Origin of the sequence: Kocuria sp. 2SI (genome assembly GCF_005502825.1) — a bacterium.
Classification (GTDB): domain Bacteria; phylum Actinomycetota; class Actinomycetes; order Actinomycetales; family Micrococcaceae; genus Kocuria; species Kocuria palustris.
Map to the genome: position 1 here is coordinate 1 of NZ_SCNB01000014.1, position 16,496 is coordinate 16,496.

Consider the following 16,496-nt stretch of genomic DNA (forward strand, 5'->3'; position numbering starts at 1 on the left):
GCGCCGGCCCTGGTGCGGCATCAGTCCATGCCCAGGGAGAAGGCCTCCTCGAGGTCGTGGCTGCTGTAGGTGCGGAAGGCGATCTGGGTGACCGTCTCCTGGATGCCCCGGACCTTGGAGAGCCGATCGGCGATGACGTCCGAGAGCTCCTCGTGGCCACGCACGCGCACCAGGGCGATGAGGTCCCACTCGCCGGTGACCGAGTAGACCTCGGAGACGCCGCGCAGATCCGAGACCTCCTGGGCGATCTCCGGGATCCGCTGCGGATCGGTGCTGATCATGACGATGGCGGTGAACATGCTGCCTCCTGGCGAACGTGGGGCTCGGGCCCGCAAAGGACCCGGAAGACTCGTGGTCTCCACTGTATCCGCGGGCCCATGCCGGCTCGTGGGTGGAGCGCTTCAGCGGCGCACGCGCACCACGACGGACGCGATCAGGCGCCAGCCCAGCAGGAAGACCAGCAGCACCGAGGCCGTCACGAGCAGGAACGACACCGGGGCGCCGTCGCCCGCGGCCACGCGCAGCAGGGCGCCGACCACGACCGTCAGAGCCCAGATGATCAGCCCGGAGACCAGCTCGCGGCCAGGGCGGCGAAGGAAGGCCACGGCCAGCCAGCCGACGCCGAGCCCCACCAGGAACGGCCATGCCGCATCGAAGAACAGCCAGGCGCTGCCGTCGTGCGAGGACTTGCCGATCGCTCCGAAGAGGCAGACGAGGAACGCATCGAGGACGACCCAGAGGATCACGAAGGGCTGGATGCGCTTGGCCGGCTCGCGACTGACTTCGACTTCAGGTACAGGTACAGTCATTTTCTCTCTACTCTCACGTTCATGTTGACTCTCCGTGGTCGCTCGTCGGATCTTTTGAACGACCCGATCAGGGTGCTTCCATCATCCCCCATCGGCTCGTCCTCGGCATGAGCGACCCCGTGACCCGAGACCGGTTCGGCGGCTAAGGTCGTCCTCATGGAAACCGCATTCAAGGCAGAACTCGTCCACACCGTCGGAGAGCTCCCGCAGGTCGCTCAGTCCGCTCCGGACTTCGAGCTCGTGAGCTCCGAGCTGGCTCCGGTCCGCACCGCGGACTTCAGCGGGCGTCGGCTCGTGCTCAACATCTTTCCGAGCGTCGACACCGGGACCTGCGCTGCCTCGGTCCGCCGCTTCAACGAGCTCGCCGTGGGCTTCGAGGGCACCGATGTCCTGTGCGTGTCCAAGGACCTCCCGTTCGCCCAGGCCCGCTTCTGCGGAGCGGAGGGCATCGAGAACGTCTCCGTGGCCTCGGCCTTCCGCTCGAGCTTCGGCGAGGACTACGGCGTGACCATGGTCGACGGCCCCCTGGCCGGTCTGCTGGCGCGCAGCATCGTGGTGCTCGATGCCGAGTCCAACGTCATCTACACCCAGCTCGTCCCGGAGATCGCTGATGAGCCGGACTACGACGCCGTGATCAACCTGCTGTCCTGATCACAGCCGCCCCGCACGATGAGGGGCCGGCAGCCGCAGTCGCGGCTGCCGGCCCCTCTGTCATTCCGACCTGCTCGGCTTCAGCGCACTTCCCGGCGCGTCGAGCCTCCGATGCGCCCGCCATCCGGATCGGTGAGGGCGTCGACGACCGCGACGATCAGCGCGATCACGACGATGCCTCCGATGATCAGGTAGGCGGCGTCTGCGGCGCGGTCCGCGCCCTGGGGCAGCAGGAAGAAGTAGATGCCGGTGACGCCCGCCGAGCCCACGGCCGTGCCGATGCGCTGACCGGTCTGCATGATGGCCGAGGCGGTGCCGCCCTCGGCCACGGGGACCTCGCGCAGCGTGAGCGTCTGGTTGGGGCTGGTGACCATGCCTGCGCCGAAGCCGATGGGCGCCATGACCGCGCCGAGCAGCCACAGGGGCACATCTCCCGCGACGATGTGCGGAGTGGTCAGCAGGGTGCCGATGATGCCCGTGAGGACCACGACCAGGCCGATCACGACCGTCCAGCGTCCGATCCGGGTGACCAGCCGCCCGCCGAGCTGCGCCGCCAGTGCCGTGAGCACCGCGCCGGGCAGACCCAGGAGGCTGGCGACCAGGGCGGATTGGCCCAGGCCCTGCTGGACCAGCTGAGCCTGGATCACCCAGATGGTGGTGCCGCCGGTGAAGTAGATCCCGATCATCAGGGTCCCCAGCGAGTAGCTGCGGATGCGGAACAGGCGCAAATCGACCATGGGGGCCTTGCCGCGGGCCTGATAGCGCCGCTCCCACACGACCCACGCAGCAGTGAGGATCAGTCCGACGGGCAGCAGCGCCCAGGCCGCTGTGTACTGCTCGGCCAGCATGAACGGCAGCATGACGGTCAGCACGGCCGCCGCCAGCATGACGGCGCCGATCGGGTCCAGGTCGGGCGAGCGGCGCTGGGTCGTGGTGCGGCTGGGCCCCAGGTTCAGCCAGCGGGTGGACAGCGCCAGGATGATCAGGCCCAGCGGCACGTTGATGCCGATCGTGGAGCGCCAGCCGAGGCCCGGGGGCAGGACGCCGATGAGCAGGCCGCCCATGACGGGGCCGATCGCCACGGCCACGCCCACGATCCCGCCGAAGTAGCCGAAGGCCCGGGCTCGTTCGCTGCCCCGGTAGTGCTGCTGGATCAGCCCGGAGACCTGGGGATTGATCAGGCCAGAGCCGATCCCCATGAACACGCGCGAGAGGTTGAGCATCAGCGGGGTCGGAGACAGGGCTGCCGCGAGCGAGGCGATGGTGAACAGGGCCATGCCCGCCACGAACAGCCGCTCCCGGCCGAACAGGTCCCCGGCTCGTCCGGCGGCGACCAGCACGACTCCGAACGGCAGGGCGTATCCGGAGAGCACCCACTGCAGGTCGCTCGAGCTGGCTCCCAGATCGCGCTGGATGGACGGCAGCGCCACGTTGATGATGCTGACGGCCACCAGCGCCATGAACAGCGAGGCCAGCAGCACGGCCAGGATGCGGCCGCGGCGGGGATCGGGCACGAACTCGGAGTCGTCGTCCGGGGCGCGCGGCGGGGGCGCCGAGCCCTCCGCGTACACGTCTCCGGTGAAGGGGTGAGGGTCGTGCGATCCGGGGCGGGCGTCGGAGGCGGGCATCCTCGGGATCCTACTCCGAGCCTCCGACTCCCGCGGGGCCGTCGCGCTCAGGCGTCCCTGCCGGGGCGAGAGCGATCGGCCTTGATCCGGCCGCGGTGCTTCTTGGCCTGGAGGCGCCGGCGCTGCGAGCCGCGTGTGGGTTTGGTGGGTCGGCGCGGCACGGGCGGGGCCATGGCCTGGCGCAGCAGCTCGGCCATCCGCTCGCGGGCGGCCTTGCGGTTGCGGAACTGCGAGCGGTGCTCAGCTGCGTCGACGATCAGCTCCGTGCCCGCCAGGCGCGGCTCGAGCGCGCAGAGCGCTCGGTGGCGCTGGTCGTCGGTCAGCGCCGAGCACGCCGCTAGGTCCAGGCGCAGCTGCACCCGGGAGTCGGTCGTGTTCACTGACTGGCCTCCCGGCCCGGAGGAGCGCACGAACTCCTCGTGCAGCTCTGCGGCGGGGATGACGAGACCCCGCGGGAGACCGGGGCCCGTGCGGATCCTCAGATCCTCCATGGGGCCACCGTCCTCTCGCGGGGTCTCGTCATGCCGCGGGCGGTGCGGCGTCGGGGCCGTCTCCGTGCCTCGGGCGACCGATCAGTTCTCGAAACGATAGAGGAAGGCGGCCATGGCGTCGCGGTGGGTCTGATCCAGCGGGCGGAAGGTGCCGTCGTTCCAGCCGGTCGTGATGCCCTGGGCGCTCATCCAGTGGATCTCCTTGTAGAAGGCCGAGCCGGGGCGCACGTCCTTGAACGAGGAGGTCTTCGGTGCGGTGTAGGCCGGCGATCCCGACATGCGGTAGAGCAGCGCTGCGGTGGCGTTGCGGTCGATGTCGTTCAGCGGGCGGAAGGTGCCGTCGGACCAGCCGGTGAGCAGGCCCTTCGAGCGTGCCCAGGTGATCTCCTTGTAGAAGGCCGAGGACGGGGACACATCCTTATAGGGGGAGACCTTGGGCGGGGTGTAGGCGGGCGAGCCGGCCATGCGGTAGGCCACGGCGGCCATCGCGTTGCGGTCGATGTTCTGGGTCGGGCGGAAGGTGCCGTCCGACCAGCCGTTGAGGTACTTCTTGTTCTTGGCCCAGGTGATCTCGGTGGCGAACTGGTTGCTGGCCGGGACATCGCGGAACGGGCCGGAGGCCTGCGGCTTGGTCGCGGTCTTGGCGGGCGCGACGGCGCGGACGGCATCGGCGGGGGAGACCTGCAGGCGGCCCAGCGGACCGGTCGAGGTCGACTTGAGCGTCCGCTCGATCTGGGCCGGGGTCAAGTCCGGGTTGGCCTCGAGCATCATGGCCACGGTGCCGGAGACGAACGGGGTGGCCATCGAGGTGCCGTTCTTGTAGCCGTAGCTCGCTCGTGTGGGTCCGGTGGTGCCGGCGTCGATGGTCGAGAGGATCGAGTACCGGGTGCCGTGCCCACCGGGAGCCAGGACGTCGACGTTGGGACCGGTGTTCGAGTAGGAGGCCACTTGGCCGTTCTCATCAGCTGCGCCCACGGCGATCACGTTGCTGCAGTTGGCGGGCGGGTACATGTTCGCGTTGTCCGCGGAGTTCCCGGCCGCCACGACGACCGGCACGTTGGACCCGACTGCGTAGTCGATCGCCGACTGCATGGTGCGCCCGCACTGTCCGTACAGGGCCAGCGACATGTTGATGACGTCGGACGGGTTGCGGTTCACGGCCCCGCCGATGGTCTGTCCTGCGGCGTAGCGGATGCCGTCCGCGATATCGGACTCGTAGCCGTAGGTGCAGCTGCCGAGCACGCGCACCGGCTGGATGCTCGCGTCGCGGGCCACGCCGGCTATGCCGATGCCGTTGTTCGTGGACGCGGCGGCGATGCCGGCCACGTGGCTGCCGTGCCACGTCGCCTGGCACCTCGAGCTCTTGTTGTCACCGGGGTCGCTGGGATCTGCGTCGCGCCCGTTGCCGTCGACCGGGAAGTCGGCCGGGTAGGGCGAGACGAAGTCGTAGCCGGACACGCGCTTGGCGTCGAGGTCCGGGTGGCGGATCACGCCGGTGTCCAGCACGGCGATCGTGACGCCGCGGCCGGTCGCCATGCTCCACGCGTCCGGGACGCTGCGGTCCTCGAGCGTGAACTGCGCGCTGTACAGCGGGTCGTTCGTCGCCGCGGCGCGGGCGAGGCGATCGGGCTCCGCGTAGGCGACCCGCGGGTCCTCTTCGAGCTGGTCGATGAGATCGGACTGCTCGTGGAGCTCGAGCTCCTCCGGGAACTCCAGGACGTCGGCGGAGTCGGCGGTCTGCTTGACTCGCTGAGGCTCGGTCTCGGCAGAGGCCGCCGCGCCCTTCGGGGCCTGGTCCTCGGCGGGCAGGATGTCGGCCTCCTGTGCGGCCTCGGCGACGATCTGCTCCTTCTGAGCCTCCGAGGTCGCCGGGTCCTCGAAGCGCACGATCACGCGAGGAGTCTCCTGGGGCACCTGCTCGTCCGCGGCGCCGTCCTGGGCCGGGCCGGTCTCGTCGAGTCCGGAGCGGTCGAGTGGCCCGGGCAGCGCGGAGTCGATCCCCTGGGAGTCCGCCTTGGCGGGGTCCTCCGCGGCCTGGGCCGGCAGCATCGACAGGGCGGGCGTCACTGCGAAGGCGACGGCCAGAGCGAGGACCATGGGGCGACGGCGCTTGGGGGATGCGGTCACGGGGTCTGCGGACAGGGGCCTCGGAGGCAGGGGTGAAGGCACGGCTGGGTCCTCTTCGGGGGGAGCGGGGGGGGCGGGGATCGACGGAAGACGCAGCCGTCGTCGTCCCCCGAAGAGGGTACGCGAACATTCGAGCAATTCATTGAACTTCATCAGGTTTTATTCAGTGGCGGCGGGTCCGGGCGCGTGGCGCAGGGCGGGTGTACGATGGCTCGCTGGTGCCGAGTGCACCCGCACCCAAGCGTCATGGCTTCTGGCACAATCCAGCGGCCCCTCCAGCGAAGGAACACAGACCATGAAGAACGACATCCACCCGGACTACCACCCGGTGCTCTTCCGCGACCTCGCCTCCGGCAAGGTCATCCTGACCCGCTCGACTGCCACGTCGCAGAAGACCGAGACCTGGGAGGACGGCAACGAGTACCCCCTCATCGAGGTGGAGATCTCGTCCGAGTCGCACCCGTTCTACACGGGCAAGCAGCGCATCATGGACTCCGCCGGCCGCGTCGAGCGCTTCAACGCCCGCTTCAAGTCGTTCGGCAAGTCCAGCCGCTGAAGCCGCTGAGCCGGTCCTGCGACCGGCTCGCGCAGCGCCGTCCGCGCTGCCCTCGCAGAAGGACCGCACCACGGGGTGCGGTCCTTCTCGCATGTGCGGGCCGCCTCACACGCCTCCACCGGCCCCGGCAGGCTACTGTCGTCCACGATGAGGACCCCCCGCTTCAGCCTCCCGTCCCTGCTCGTCGTCTCGGCCCTGGTGCTCTCCGCCTGCGCCCAGGACCCCGAGGACCCTCAGGAGCCCGAGACCCCGCCTGCCCCGGCGGCCTCGGATCCCTGGCCGACCGCTCCGCCGCCGGAGGACCCGCAGCGGTGGATCGCCGATCAGCGCGCGGAGTCCGCGCAGCCGTCGTCGACGGACGCCTCCGCCTCCGACGACGGCGCAGACGCCGACACCCTGGAGGTGAGCGTGGGCGAGCCCACGGGCACCTCCTACCGCGACGACGCCGCGGGCATCTCCTTCGAGGCCACCGACCTGGCCGATGAGCGCCTCAGCGCCGAGAATCCGGACCTGGTCCGGCTGCTGGGCTCGCTGGACCGGCCGACCCTGCGCTTCGGCGGCAACGCGACCGACCGTCGGTTCTTCTTCACGGCCTACGACGAGCCCGTGCCCGAGGACTGGCCCCTGGAGGACGGCGAGGAGATCACCCGCGTGACCCCCGAGGACCTGGAGCGCGTGGCCGGTCTGGCCGAGGAGATCGACGCCCAGGTCATCGTCTCGGCGAATCTGGGGCACACGGATCCGGTGCGCGCCGGCGAGCTGGCGGAGCACTTCCAGGAGGCCTTCGGCGATCGCCTGGCGGGGATGATGATCGGCAACGAGCCCAACGGCTTCCCCGACATCCCGGAGAACCCGGTGCCGATCCGCGACGAGGACTGGGGGACCGACGAGTACGTGGACGAGGCCGGCGACGCCGTGGCGCAGATGCGCGAGGCCGCGCCGGGCGTCACGATCGCGGCCCCCGGGGCCTACGACCGCACATGGTGGGAGGCGGCGACCGAGACGGAGCTGACCGACCCGGCAGACGAGTCCGCCCTGGCCATGCACCAGTACCCGCTGCCCGAGTGCGGCGATCCGGACCGGGCCGCGCACCAGGCCGAGCAGGAGCCCACGATCGAGAACGTGGTCTCCGCCGACACCCGGGCCCGGGTGGACGATCTGGTCGGCCAGGCGGCGCAGACCGCCGAGGCGTCCGGGATGCCGCTGTGGATCACCGAGACGTCGGCGTCGTCGTGCGCGGGCACGAACGAGCTCACGGAGACCCTGGCCGCCGGCGTCTACAGCGCCGACTACCTCCTGCGCGCCCAGCAGCTGGGGGCGCAGAAGGTGGCTTTCCACTCGTCCCTGGCGCCGTGCCGCGGCGGGGCGCCGATGTCGCTGCTGTGCTCGTCGGGGACCCTGGCGAGTCCGGGTGAGGCCTTCGTGCCGCGCACCAACGGCCTGGCCCTCGCCCTGGCGGGCTCGCTGCCCGACGGCGAGTTCCTGGACGTCCGGCTGCGCCCGGCTTCCGGCGGCGCGGTCGACGGCGCGAGCGGATCGTCCACGACGGCCTACGCGATCGAGCACGACGACGGCTCGCTGTCCCTGGTGGTCATGGACTTCCGCGATCCGCGGGGCGAGGCTCGCCCGATGGAGCTGACGGTCCCCGGGTCGCGGGATGAGGCCCGGGTCTCGACCCTGACGGGTCAGCGGTGGAGCCAGCACTACCCGGAGGCGGCGCTGTTCGACGACGCCCGCCCCGACGGCTCCTCGAGCGAGGACCCCTCGCGCCCGGCCACGCAGGACGACGACGGCACGGCCCTGGACGTCGACTCGGCCGTCGAGCCCGTGGCCGACGGGCAGCCCTCGGTCGACGGGTTCGGGCTGCCGCTGCTGCCGCAGGACGACGCGCCGGCCCAGGTGAGCACCGTCGATGCCGGCAGCGAGATCGCGTTCGAGGTCCCCGCCGGATCTGCCAGCGTGGTGCGCATCCCGGCCGTATGATGTGCCGACGACGAGCCCACCCCCGAACGACCCACACAGCGCTCCTCGACCCGCTGCCCTCGCAGCCATGCCGTCCCGGCAGGGTCCCGGTCCAGCTGCCACCCCGGAGGCCCCCGCATGAGCAATGACATCCAGGACGACCTGTTCGACGGCAGGCGCCGCGATGACTCGGATCGCCCACGGCGCAAGCGGCGCGGGCGCAAGATCCTGCTCGGCTTCCTGATCGCCTTCCTGGTGCTCGTGGTGGGTGTCATCGCCGTCATTGCGCTCTACATCAACGGCCTCTCGCGCTCCTATGACGAGAATGTGACCTCCGTGCCGTCGTCGGAGGCCTTCCCGGAGGAGGCGGACCGGCCGGAGGACTCGGAGGGCACCACGATCCTGCTGCTCGGCTCGGACAAGCGGCCCGAGGGCGGCGGCGAGCTCGGCCGCGAGGGCGCGCGCGCCGACTCGATCATGCTCCTGCACATCCCCGCCGACGGGGGCGAGATCTATGTCATGTCGGTCATGCGCGACACCTGGGTGGACATCCCCGGGGTGGGCGAGGCCAAGATCAACGCCGCCTTCCAGAACGGCGGCATGCCGCTGATGGTCGAGACCCTCGAGGGCCACTTCGGCACGCGCATCGACGAGGTCATGTCGGTGGACTTCGAGGGCTTCGAGGGCCTGGTCGATGCCCTGGGCGGGGTGACTGTGGACGTCCCGGAGTCGTTCACCACCGAGAACGGCGACGTCTACGAGGGCGGTCCCACCACGATGGACGGCGAGACCGCCCTGACGTTCGTTCGTGAGCGCCACTCCTTCGCGGACGGCGACTACACACGCGTGGCCAACCAGCGCGCGTTCATCCAGGCGCTGCTCGATCGGTTCCTGGAGCCCGAGGTCCTGGCCAATCCCGGAAAGATCTCCGACATCGTGAGTACGATCTCCCCGTACCTCACGGTCTCCGATGGACTGGACTCCGGCTACATCCGCGGTCTGGTGCCCAAGATGGTCGGCGTCTCGCGCTCGGACATCCACATGTTCACGGTCCCGACGAACGGCATCGGAACCTCCGACGACGGTCAGTCGGTCGTGCTCCCGGACGAGGAGGCCATGAAGGAGATCGGCGACGCGATCGACGACGGCACCCTGGACGAGCACTACCAGCAGCTGTCGGCCGATGACGGGAGCGGCCTGTGAGACCAGCGCGTGCGAACGCGCTGCTGCTGGCCCACTCGTACTGGCCGGAGCACTCGCCGCCGCAGCGCCGATGGCAGTCGCTGATCCCGCATCTGCGCGATCGCGGCTGGCAGATCACCGTCGTGGCGCCGGTGGCCCACTACGGCCCCGGCCCCGACTACGACCGCAGCACCCGGGGACGACTGGGCCGCGGCAGGCCCGGAACGCTGGGAGAGACCATCGTGCGGGTCCCGTTCCTGACATCCCGCGACTCCCGCCTGCCCAAGCTCGTGGATCAGCTGGTCTCCGCGGCCGGCAGCGCGGTGCGCGCCACGGCGGCGCGCGGGCACAGCGTGGTGATCGTGACCGCGCCGTCGCTGCCGCTGCTGGCCAGCGGCTGGATCGCCGCTCGGCTGCGCGGCAAGGCGCTCGTGGTGGAGATGCGCGACGCCTGGCCCAACCTGGCCGTGGACGCCGGCGTGGCGCAGGGCCGGGTGCAATCGATCGTCAACCGGGCCGTGGAGTTCGTGCAGGACCGAGCGGATCTCGTCGTCACGGTCACCGAGGGCTTCGCCGAGACCCTGCGCCACCGCGGCGTGGGGCCGGTGCGCACGGTGCGCAACGGCGTGCGGCTGGACAGTACGCCGCTGCTGGATCCGCCCCCTCTGGAGCGCGATCGTCTGGAGGTGCTGTACCTGGGCAACCACGGGGAGAGCCAGCGCCTGGAGCGGCTGGTCGAGGCCGCCGCGCTGGTGGGGCCGGGCATGCGCCTGACCCTGGTGGGGCAGGGCTCGCAGAAGGCCATGCTGGTGCGCCACGCCGCCTCCCTGGGGGCGCCGGTGCGGTTCCTGGACCCGGTCTTCCGCGATCAGGTCTTCGAGCACTACCGGCAGGCGGATTCGCTGGTGATCTCGCTGCGCGACGACTGGAAGTCCTTCGACGCCACCATCCCCTCCAAGACCTACGAGGTCATGGCCGTGGGCCGCCATCTCACCGCCGTGGTGCGCGGGGAGGCCGCGTGGGTGCTGCGCCAGGCCGGGGCCGGCGACGTGGTGGGCTCCACCGCCCGCGAGATCGCCGATCTGTGGCAGGGCCTGATCGCGGACCGCTCCCGGCTGCGGTGCAACCTCGACGGGCGCGCCTGGGTGGCCGAGCACGCCGACTACGCCGATCTGGCCGAGCGCTACGACGCCCTGCTGCGCGAGCTCCTGGAGGACGGCCGTCCGCGGAGCAGCCGATGACGGGCCGCTCGGACGCGCCGCGCACGGATCCGCGCCTGCGCCATCTCAGCCTGGTCGTGCGGACCGCCTGGGAGCACCTGGGCGGAGACCCCGCGGTCTTCGCCCTGCAGGTCTCCCGACGACTGCCCGCCGGCCTCACCGCTCGGGCCGGGCGGGCGCTGTGCCGCATCCCGCTGCCGTCGGCCGCCGCCCTGGGCCTGAGCCTGGTGGGGGAGCAGGAAGCGCTCGGCGAGGCCTTCGACCGCGCTCTGCTGGACGAGAGCTGCGCCCCGGCCGCCCTGCGGCGGCTGGCGGAGGTCGCCATCGCCGCGGACCGGCCCGACGACGCCTTCCGGCTCACAGCAGCGATCCCTCGGCGGGGCGGGCCGAGCGGCGGCGCCCTGCCGACCGGGTCGGCGGTCCGCGGCCTTGCCGGGACGCTGGCCCGCCGCGACACCCAGCTCGGCGCCCTGGGCGCGGCCCTGGTGCCGCTGCAGCGCGCCTGGCTGCGCGGGGAGGCCACACGCGGGGAGCGAGCCCAGCTGCTGCGCCTGGCCGACGAGCGGGCCCAGCTGCACGGGCGCTCACCGTCGCTGCCGCCGCTGCGGGAGCCCTACCAGCCGCAGCCGCGGACCGTGGTCCACGTCCTGACCAACTCCCTGCCGCACACCGCCAGCGGCTACGCCGTGCGCTCGCACGCGCTGCTCAGCGCCCAGGCGGCCGCGGGCTGGCAGGTCCATGCCCAGACCCGTCCGGGCTATCCGGCGCAGGTGGGGCGGCTGAGCGCGAAGGACCTGGAGGTGATCGACGGCGTGAGCTATCACCGCATCTCCCCGGCCCGCCTTCCCCGCACGGCCTCCGGCCGTCTCCAGCTGCAGGCCGAGGCGCTGCTCGAGCTGTGCCTGCGGGTCCGCCCCGCAGTGCTGCACACGACCACGCACTTCGTGAACGCCCTGGTGGTCCGCGAGGTCGCCGCAGTGCTGGGCATCCCGTGGGTCTACGAGGTCCGCGGGCAGCTCGCGGACACCTGGGCCTCGCGCCGCCCGCCGGTCGCCGGGGTCTCCGAGCGCTACACGTGCTTCCAGGCGCGCGAGGCCGAGGTCATGGAGGCGGCGGACGACGTGGCCACGCTCGGTGCGGCGATGGCGCGGCGCGTCGAAGACGTCACCGACGGGCGCGTGCCGGCCGAGTCCGTGCGCCTGAGCCCCAACGCGGTCGGACCGCAGCACGCCGCCGAGCTCGAGCCGGTCGAGCAGGCCCGCGCGGACGTGGATGCCGCGTCCCTGGGGATCCGGCCCGGGCAGTTCCTGATGGGCACCGTGTCCTCGATCGTCGACTACGAGGGCCTGGACGACCTGGTGCGGGCCATGGTCCTGCTGCCCGAGCCGATCACGGCGGTGATCGTCGGAGACGGCGCCGCCCGTCCGGCGCTCGAAGCGCTGGCCCGCGACCTGGGGGTGGCCGACCGCGTGGTCTTCCCGGGCCGCGTGGACCGCGACGGCGCGCGCAGCTGGCAGCGCGCCCTGGACGTGTTCGTCGTGCCCCGCCTGGACCGGGAGGTCACGCGCTCGGTCACCCCGCTCAAGCTCGCCGAGGCCTCGGCGCGCGGTGTGCCGGTGATCGCCTCGCGGCTTCCGGCGCTCGAGGAGCTCGTGGTGGACGGCGTCACGGGACTGCTCGTACCGCCCGAGGATCCGGCGGCCTTGGCCGACGCGGTGCGGCGCTTGTGGGGCGAAGCGGGGACGGGGCCTAGACTCGGGCGGGCCGCTCGCGCGGCGGTGCTGCGCGAGCGCACCTGGGACGCGGTGGCCGCCCGCACGCTCGATCGCTACGACGAGCTGACGGCGCACCAGCCCACGGCACAGCAGCGGACGACACGGACGACGGAGGCGAGATGAGCGACAACACGGATCCCCGCTCCGCGGATTCCGGATCGACCGCCTCCGTCGCCGCACCCGGTCCGCGTCGGATGCACTACGACTCCACGCAGCTGATGGCCGTGGGCGCCCGCCCGCCGCTGGGGGAGTACCTCCGGCGTCTGTGGGACGCGCGGCACTTCGTGCTCTACGACGCCCGCGTGCGGCTGTCGGTCAGCCAGGAGCACACGATCCTGGGCAAGGTCTGGCTGATCCTCAACCCCATGCTCCTGGGCTTCACGTTCTTCCTGATCTTCGGTCTCCTGTTGGGCACCGATCGCGGGATCGAGAACTTCCTGGGCTATCTGATCATCGGCCTGATGATGTTCCTCTACACCGCTCGGTCGTTCACCGCTGGTGCCAGGAGCGTCTCGAGCGGCAAGAACCTGATCCGCGGCTTCTCCTTCCCGCGTGCTGCCCTGCCGTTGGGCGTGGTGATCCGCGAGGCCATGAGCCAGCTGTACGTGCTGGTGGCGATGTTCCTGTTCCTGATCATCGCTCCTCCTGCCGAGCCGATCACGCCGCTATGGCTGCTGATCGTGCCCATCTTCGTGCTGCAGACGATCTTCAACTGGGGCGCCGGGATGCTCCTGGCTCCGCTGGTGCACCGGATCCCGGACGTGGCGAACCTGATCCAGCTGGGCACGCGCCTGTGGCTCTATGCCTCCGGGCTGTTCTACGACCCGTCCCGATTCACAGACAACCCCACGATCCTGATGCTGTTCCACCTCAACCCGCTGTACCAGGTGCTGCAGATGGCCCGCGGGGCGATCCTCTACGCCCAGGCACCGCCGCTGTCGTCGTGGCTGATCCTCACGGCGTGGGCCGTGGGCGCCCTGGTGATCGGGATGCTGGTCTTCTGGTGGAACGAGGAGAGCTATGCCGACGAGAAGCGATGACTCCCTGTTCGAGGACCCCTCGATCGATCCCCAGTGGCGCGAGGCCCGCCGTCGGCAGATCGCCCAGGAGTGGGTGGCCCAGGACGGCTCGGGGCTGACCGGCACGAGCCTCAAGCCCGTGCGGGACCCCGCCGTGGTGATCGACGACGTCACCATGGTCTACCGCGTCACGAGCACCGGCGGTGCCGATGAGCAGAAGCTCCCCGCGGTATCGCGCGTGCTGCGCCGCGCGCTGGGCCGTCCGCCCCAGGTGGAGAACCAGGCGCTGACGAATGTGAACCTGCTCGTGGAGCAGGGGGAGTTCGTGGGCTTTGTGGGCCGCAACGGCTCCGGCAAGTCCACTCTGATGAACATCGTGGCCGGGCAGATGAACCCCACCTCCGGACGCGTGTGGGCCATCGACCGTCCGTCGAAGCTCGGCGTGAGCGTGTCCCTGGTGCCTGCACTGTCGGGGGAGCGCAACATCCGCCTCGGCTGCCTGGCCCAGGGGATGACCCCGCAGCAGGTGGACGACGTCATGGACGAGCTCGTGGATGTCGCAGCGCTCGGCAAGGCCCTGCACTGGCCCATGAAGGCCTACTCGTCGGGCATGGCCGCACGGCTGCGCTTCGCGGTGGCCACGGCCACCAACCCGGAGGTCCTGATCCTGGACGAGGCCCTGGGCACCGGCGACGCCCAGTTCCAGGCCCGTGGCAAGGCGCGCATGGACGAGATCCGCGACAACGCCGGCTGCGTCCTGTTCGTCTCCCACTCCATGTCCGAGATCCGCTCCATGTGCACCCGTCTGGTGTGGATCGACGCCGGACAGGTCGTGGCCGACGGCCCCGTGGAGGACGTCGTGGAGCGCTACGAGCACTACATGCAGCTGCTGGCCGACGGCAATCTGCTCAGCGCCCAGGACTACCGGGACCGGACCCTGGCCGAGCGCGTTCCGCTGGAGCTCGTGAACAGCGCCTGAGCCCGACCGAGCCGCCTCCGACCGCCTGATCCCGCACTGGTGCCCCCGCGCCGCGTGACCGAGAGGACCACCCACCGTGTCTGCTAGGAAGCCCCCCAAGCCCGCGATCCCCTCGCCGGGCGAGCTGCGCACCCTCCTGTGGCACCTGCGCCATGGCGGGGTCGACCAGGCCCGCAAGCACCTGCGTCGCCGCGGGCTGCCGGGCGGGTCGTCGGAGGCCGTGGCCGGGGAGGGCCGTCGGGTGTCCTTCGCCCCGACCGAGTGGCCGCAGCAGTGGCGGCGGCCCTTCGCCGACGTCACCGTGGCCACCATCCTGGACGACTTCTCCTCGCGCGCCTTCGGCTACGAGTGGGACCAGGTGGAGCTGACCCGCCACGGGTGGCGGGAGCAGCTCGAGCAGCGCCGCCCGCAGCTGCTGTTCGTGGAGTCCGCCTGGCACGGCAACCAGGACCAGTGGCAGTACCAGCTCACCGGCGCCTCCGGGGTGAAGGAGCCGTTCCGAGAGCTCTTGGCCGAGTTCCGGCGCGCCGGGATCCCCACGGTCTTCTGGAACAAGGAGGACCCGCCCCACTACGACGACTTCCTGGAGTGCGCCGGACTCTTCGACATCGTCCTGACCTCGGACTCGAACCGCGTGGAGCACTACCGGCGCGATCTCGGCCACGACCGCGTGGGGGTGCTGGCCTTCGCGGCGCAGCCGGCCGTGCACTCGCCGGTGCGCGGACGAAGCGGCTTCGACTCGCGGGAGGTCGCCTTCGGCGGCATGTACTTCGCGCACAAGTTCCCGGAGCGGCGCAAGCAGATGGACCTGCTGCTGGGCGGGGCGCTGGACGTCTCGCCCAAGATGAAGAAGGGCCTGGAGATCTTCTCCCGGTACCTGGGCGACGACGAGCGCTACCAGTTCCCCGCGCCCCTGGACGAGCGCGTGGTGGGCTCGCTGGACTACGCCCGGATGCTGACGGCCTACCAGGCCTACAAGGTCTTCCTCAACGTGAACTCCGTGGTCGACTCGCCGTCCATGTGCGCCCGTCGGGTCTTCGAGATCCTCTCGCGCGGCACGGCGGTCGTCTCGACTCCGTCGGCGGCCGTGGGGGAGTACTTCCCCCAGGAGGAGCTGCCCGTGGTCGCCACCCGCGAGCAGGCCGCCGACGTCATCCGGGCGCTCGTGCGCTCCAAGCAGCTGCGCGATCGGACCGTGCGCAAGGCGCAGCGGCGGGTGTGGGCCGAGCACACCTACACGCACCGGGCGGCCTCGGTGCTCGACCTGGCCCTGCCGCAGGACGACGGCTCCTGGCAGCCGTCGAACCCGTCCGTCTCGGTGCTGCTGTCCACCAACCGTCCCGACCGCCTGGGGCAGGCCATGGACTCGGTGGCCGCCCAGAGAGGCGTGGACCCGCAGCTGGTCCTGGTGTGCCACGGCTTCGACCCCGGCACCGCACGGGCCACGGAGCTTGCGGCCCAGCGGGGGATCGACGATCTGGTGATCGTCCCGGCGCCGCAGGAATGGTCGCTGGGCGTCTGCCTCAACGCCGGCGTGCAGGCCTCGTCCGGGGCTGTGATCGCCAAGATGGACGACGACGACTGGTACGCCCCGGACTACCTGGCGGATCAGCTGGCCATGCTCCGGGTGACCCAGGCCGACGTGGTGGGCAAGCAGGCCAGCTACCTCTACGTCCAGTCCTACGACGCCACGCTGCTGCGCTTCGCGGAGCGGGAGCACCGCTGGACGGATTTCGTGCTCGGACCCACGCTCATGGCCGCGCGCGAGGTCTTCGAGGCCCACCCCTTCCGCGACCGCACCACCGGCGAGGACACCGGCTTCCTCCAGGACGTGGTCGACGGCGGCGGCCGGGTGTACGCCACGGACCGCTTCGGCTTCCGCCAGTTCCGCGGAGGGCACGGGCACACCTGGAACGTGACCGATCAGCACGTCATATCCACTGGCGAGGTCATGTTCTTCGGCTCGGACACCGCACACCTGTGCGTATGATGTCCAGCGCCTGGAATACCCTCGAACGGCCCACAGATAGCCGTCATTGCCTGCACATGCACCTACACTGCGGCCCGCCCCCTCAGCGCGGCGCGGAGATCAAGGAC

14 protein-coding genes are annotated in these 16,496 nt (G+C 71.1%); 9 read left to right on the forward strand and 5 right to left on the reverse strand.

Annotated elements, in window-relative coordinates; all coding sequences use genetic code 11:
• Positions 1-20: 20 nt before the first annotated feature.
• Together FFS25_RS09090 and FFS25_RS09095 are read right to left on the reverse strand one after the other, a co-directional pair.
• Positions 21-299 carry an Lrp/AsnC family transcriptional regulator gene (locus FFS25_RS09090; protein ID WP_137802670.1) on the reverse strand — a complete coding sequence of 93 codons (279 nt, stop codon included), beginning with the start codon at positions 297-299 and terminating at the stop codon, positions 21-23.
• A gap of 102 nt (positions 300-401) precedes the next feature.
• Positions 402-809 carry a DUF3054 domain-containing protein gene (locus FFS25_RS09095; RefSeq protein ID WP_137802671.1) on the reverse strand — a complete coding sequence of 136 codons (408 nt, stop codon included), beginning with the start codon at positions 807-809 and terminating at the stop codon, positions 402-404.
• Between the two features lie 156 nt (positions 810-965).
• Between FFS25_RS09095 and tpx the strand changes: the two genes are divergently transcribed.
• Positions 966-1,460 (forward strand): thiol peroxidase, encoded by a 495-nt coding sequence (gene tpx, locus FFS25_RS09100; protein ID WP_006215864.1) that lies wholly within the window; start codon positions 966-968, stop codon positions 1,458-1,460.
• 80 nt (positions 1,461-1,540) lie between these two features.
• Here tpx and FFS25_RS09105 read toward each other — a convergent pair whose 3' ends face one another.
• From FFS25_RS09105 to FFS25_RS09115, 3 genes are all read right to left on the reverse strand, one after another.
• A complete protein-coding gene (locus FFS25_RS09105) occupies positions 1,541-3,088 on the reverse strand; it encodes an MFS transporter (protein ID WP_137802672.1) in 1,548 nt (515 codons plus the stop codon).
• Between the two features lie 47 nt (positions 3,089-3,135).
• The gene (gene arfB / locus FFS25_RS09110; RefSeq protein WP_137802673.1) at positions 3,136-3,579 is read right to left on the reverse strand and encodes an alternative ribosome rescue aminoacyl-tRNA hydrolase ArfB; all 444 of its coding nucleotides are present in this window, start codon (positions 3,577-3,579) and stop codon (positions 3,136-3,138) included.
• Between the two features lie 81 nt (positions 3,580-3,660).
• The gene (locus FFS25_RS09115; protein WP_137802674.1) at positions 3,661-5,706 is read right to left on the reverse strand and encodes a S8 family serine peptidase; all 2,046 of its coding nucleotides are present in this window, start codon (positions 5,704-5,706) and stop codon (positions 3,661-3,663) included.
• Positions 5,707-6,001: 295 nt separating this feature from the next.
• Between FFS25_RS09115 and FFS25_RS09120 the strand changes: the two genes are divergently transcribed.
• The 8 genes from FFS25_RS09120 (at position 6,002) to FFS25_RS09155 (ending at position 16,389) form a co-directional block, all read left to right on the forward strand.
• On the forward strand, positions 6,002-6,262 hold the full coding sequence (locus tag FFS25_RS09120; protein WP_006215670.1) for a type B 50S ribosomal protein L31: 261 nt from the start codon (positions 6,002-6,004) through the stop codon (positions 6,260-6,262).
• Between the two features lie 147 nt (positions 6,263-6,409).
• The gene (locus tag FFS25_RS09125; protein ID WP_137802675.1) at positions 6,410-8,245 is read left to right on the forward strand and encodes a hypothetical protein; all 1,836 of its coding nucleotides are present in this window, start codon (positions 6,410-6,412) and stop codon (positions 8,243-8,245) included.
• Positions 8,246-8,362: 117 nt separating this feature from the next.
• A complete protein-coding gene (locus FFS25_RS09130) occupies positions 8,363-9,427 on the forward strand; it encodes an LCP family protein (RefSeq protein WP_137802676.1) in 1,065 nt (354 codons plus the stop codon).
• Positions 9,424-10,647 carry a glycosyltransferase family 4 protein gene (locus tag FFS25_RS09135; protein WP_137802677.1) on the forward strand — a complete coding sequence of 408 codons (1,224 nt, stop codon included), beginning with the start codon at positions 9,424-9,426 and terminating at the stop codon, positions 10,645-10,647. Before FFS25_RS09130 ends, FFS25_RS09135 begins: the two co-directional genes overlap by 4 nt.
• Positions 10,644-12,524, forward strand: coding sequence for a glycosyltransferase (locus FFS25_RS09140; RefSeq protein WP_137802678.1), 1,881 nt, complete (start codon positions 10,644-10,646; stop codon positions 12,522-12,524). The genes FFS25_RS09135 and FFS25_RS09140 overlap by 4 nt, the downstream gene beginning before the upstream one ends.
• Entirely contained in the window at positions 12,521-13,441 is a 921-nt protein-coding gene (locus FFS25_RS09145) for an ABC transporter permease (RefSeq protein WP_137802679.1), read from the forward strand. Before FFS25_RS09140 ends, FFS25_RS09145 begins: the two co-directional genes overlap by 4 nt.
• Positions 13,422-14,399: an ABC transporter ATP-binding protein gene (locus tag FFS25_RS09150; RefSeq protein WP_137802680.1), complete on the forward strand. Its 978-nt coding sequence runs from the start codon at positions 13,422-13,424 to the stop codon at positions 14,397-14,399. The genes FFS25_RS09145 and FFS25_RS09150 overlap by 20 nt, the downstream gene beginning before the upstream one ends.
• A gap of 76 nt (positions 14,400-14,475) precedes the next feature.
• Complete coding sequence (locus tag FFS25_RS09155; RefSeq protein ID WP_137802681.1) at positions 14,476-16,389, forward strand: glycosyltransferase family protein; 1,914 nt, start codon at positions 14,476-14,478, stop codon at positions 16,387-16,389.
• Positions 16,390-16,496 lie beyond the last annotated feature (107 nt).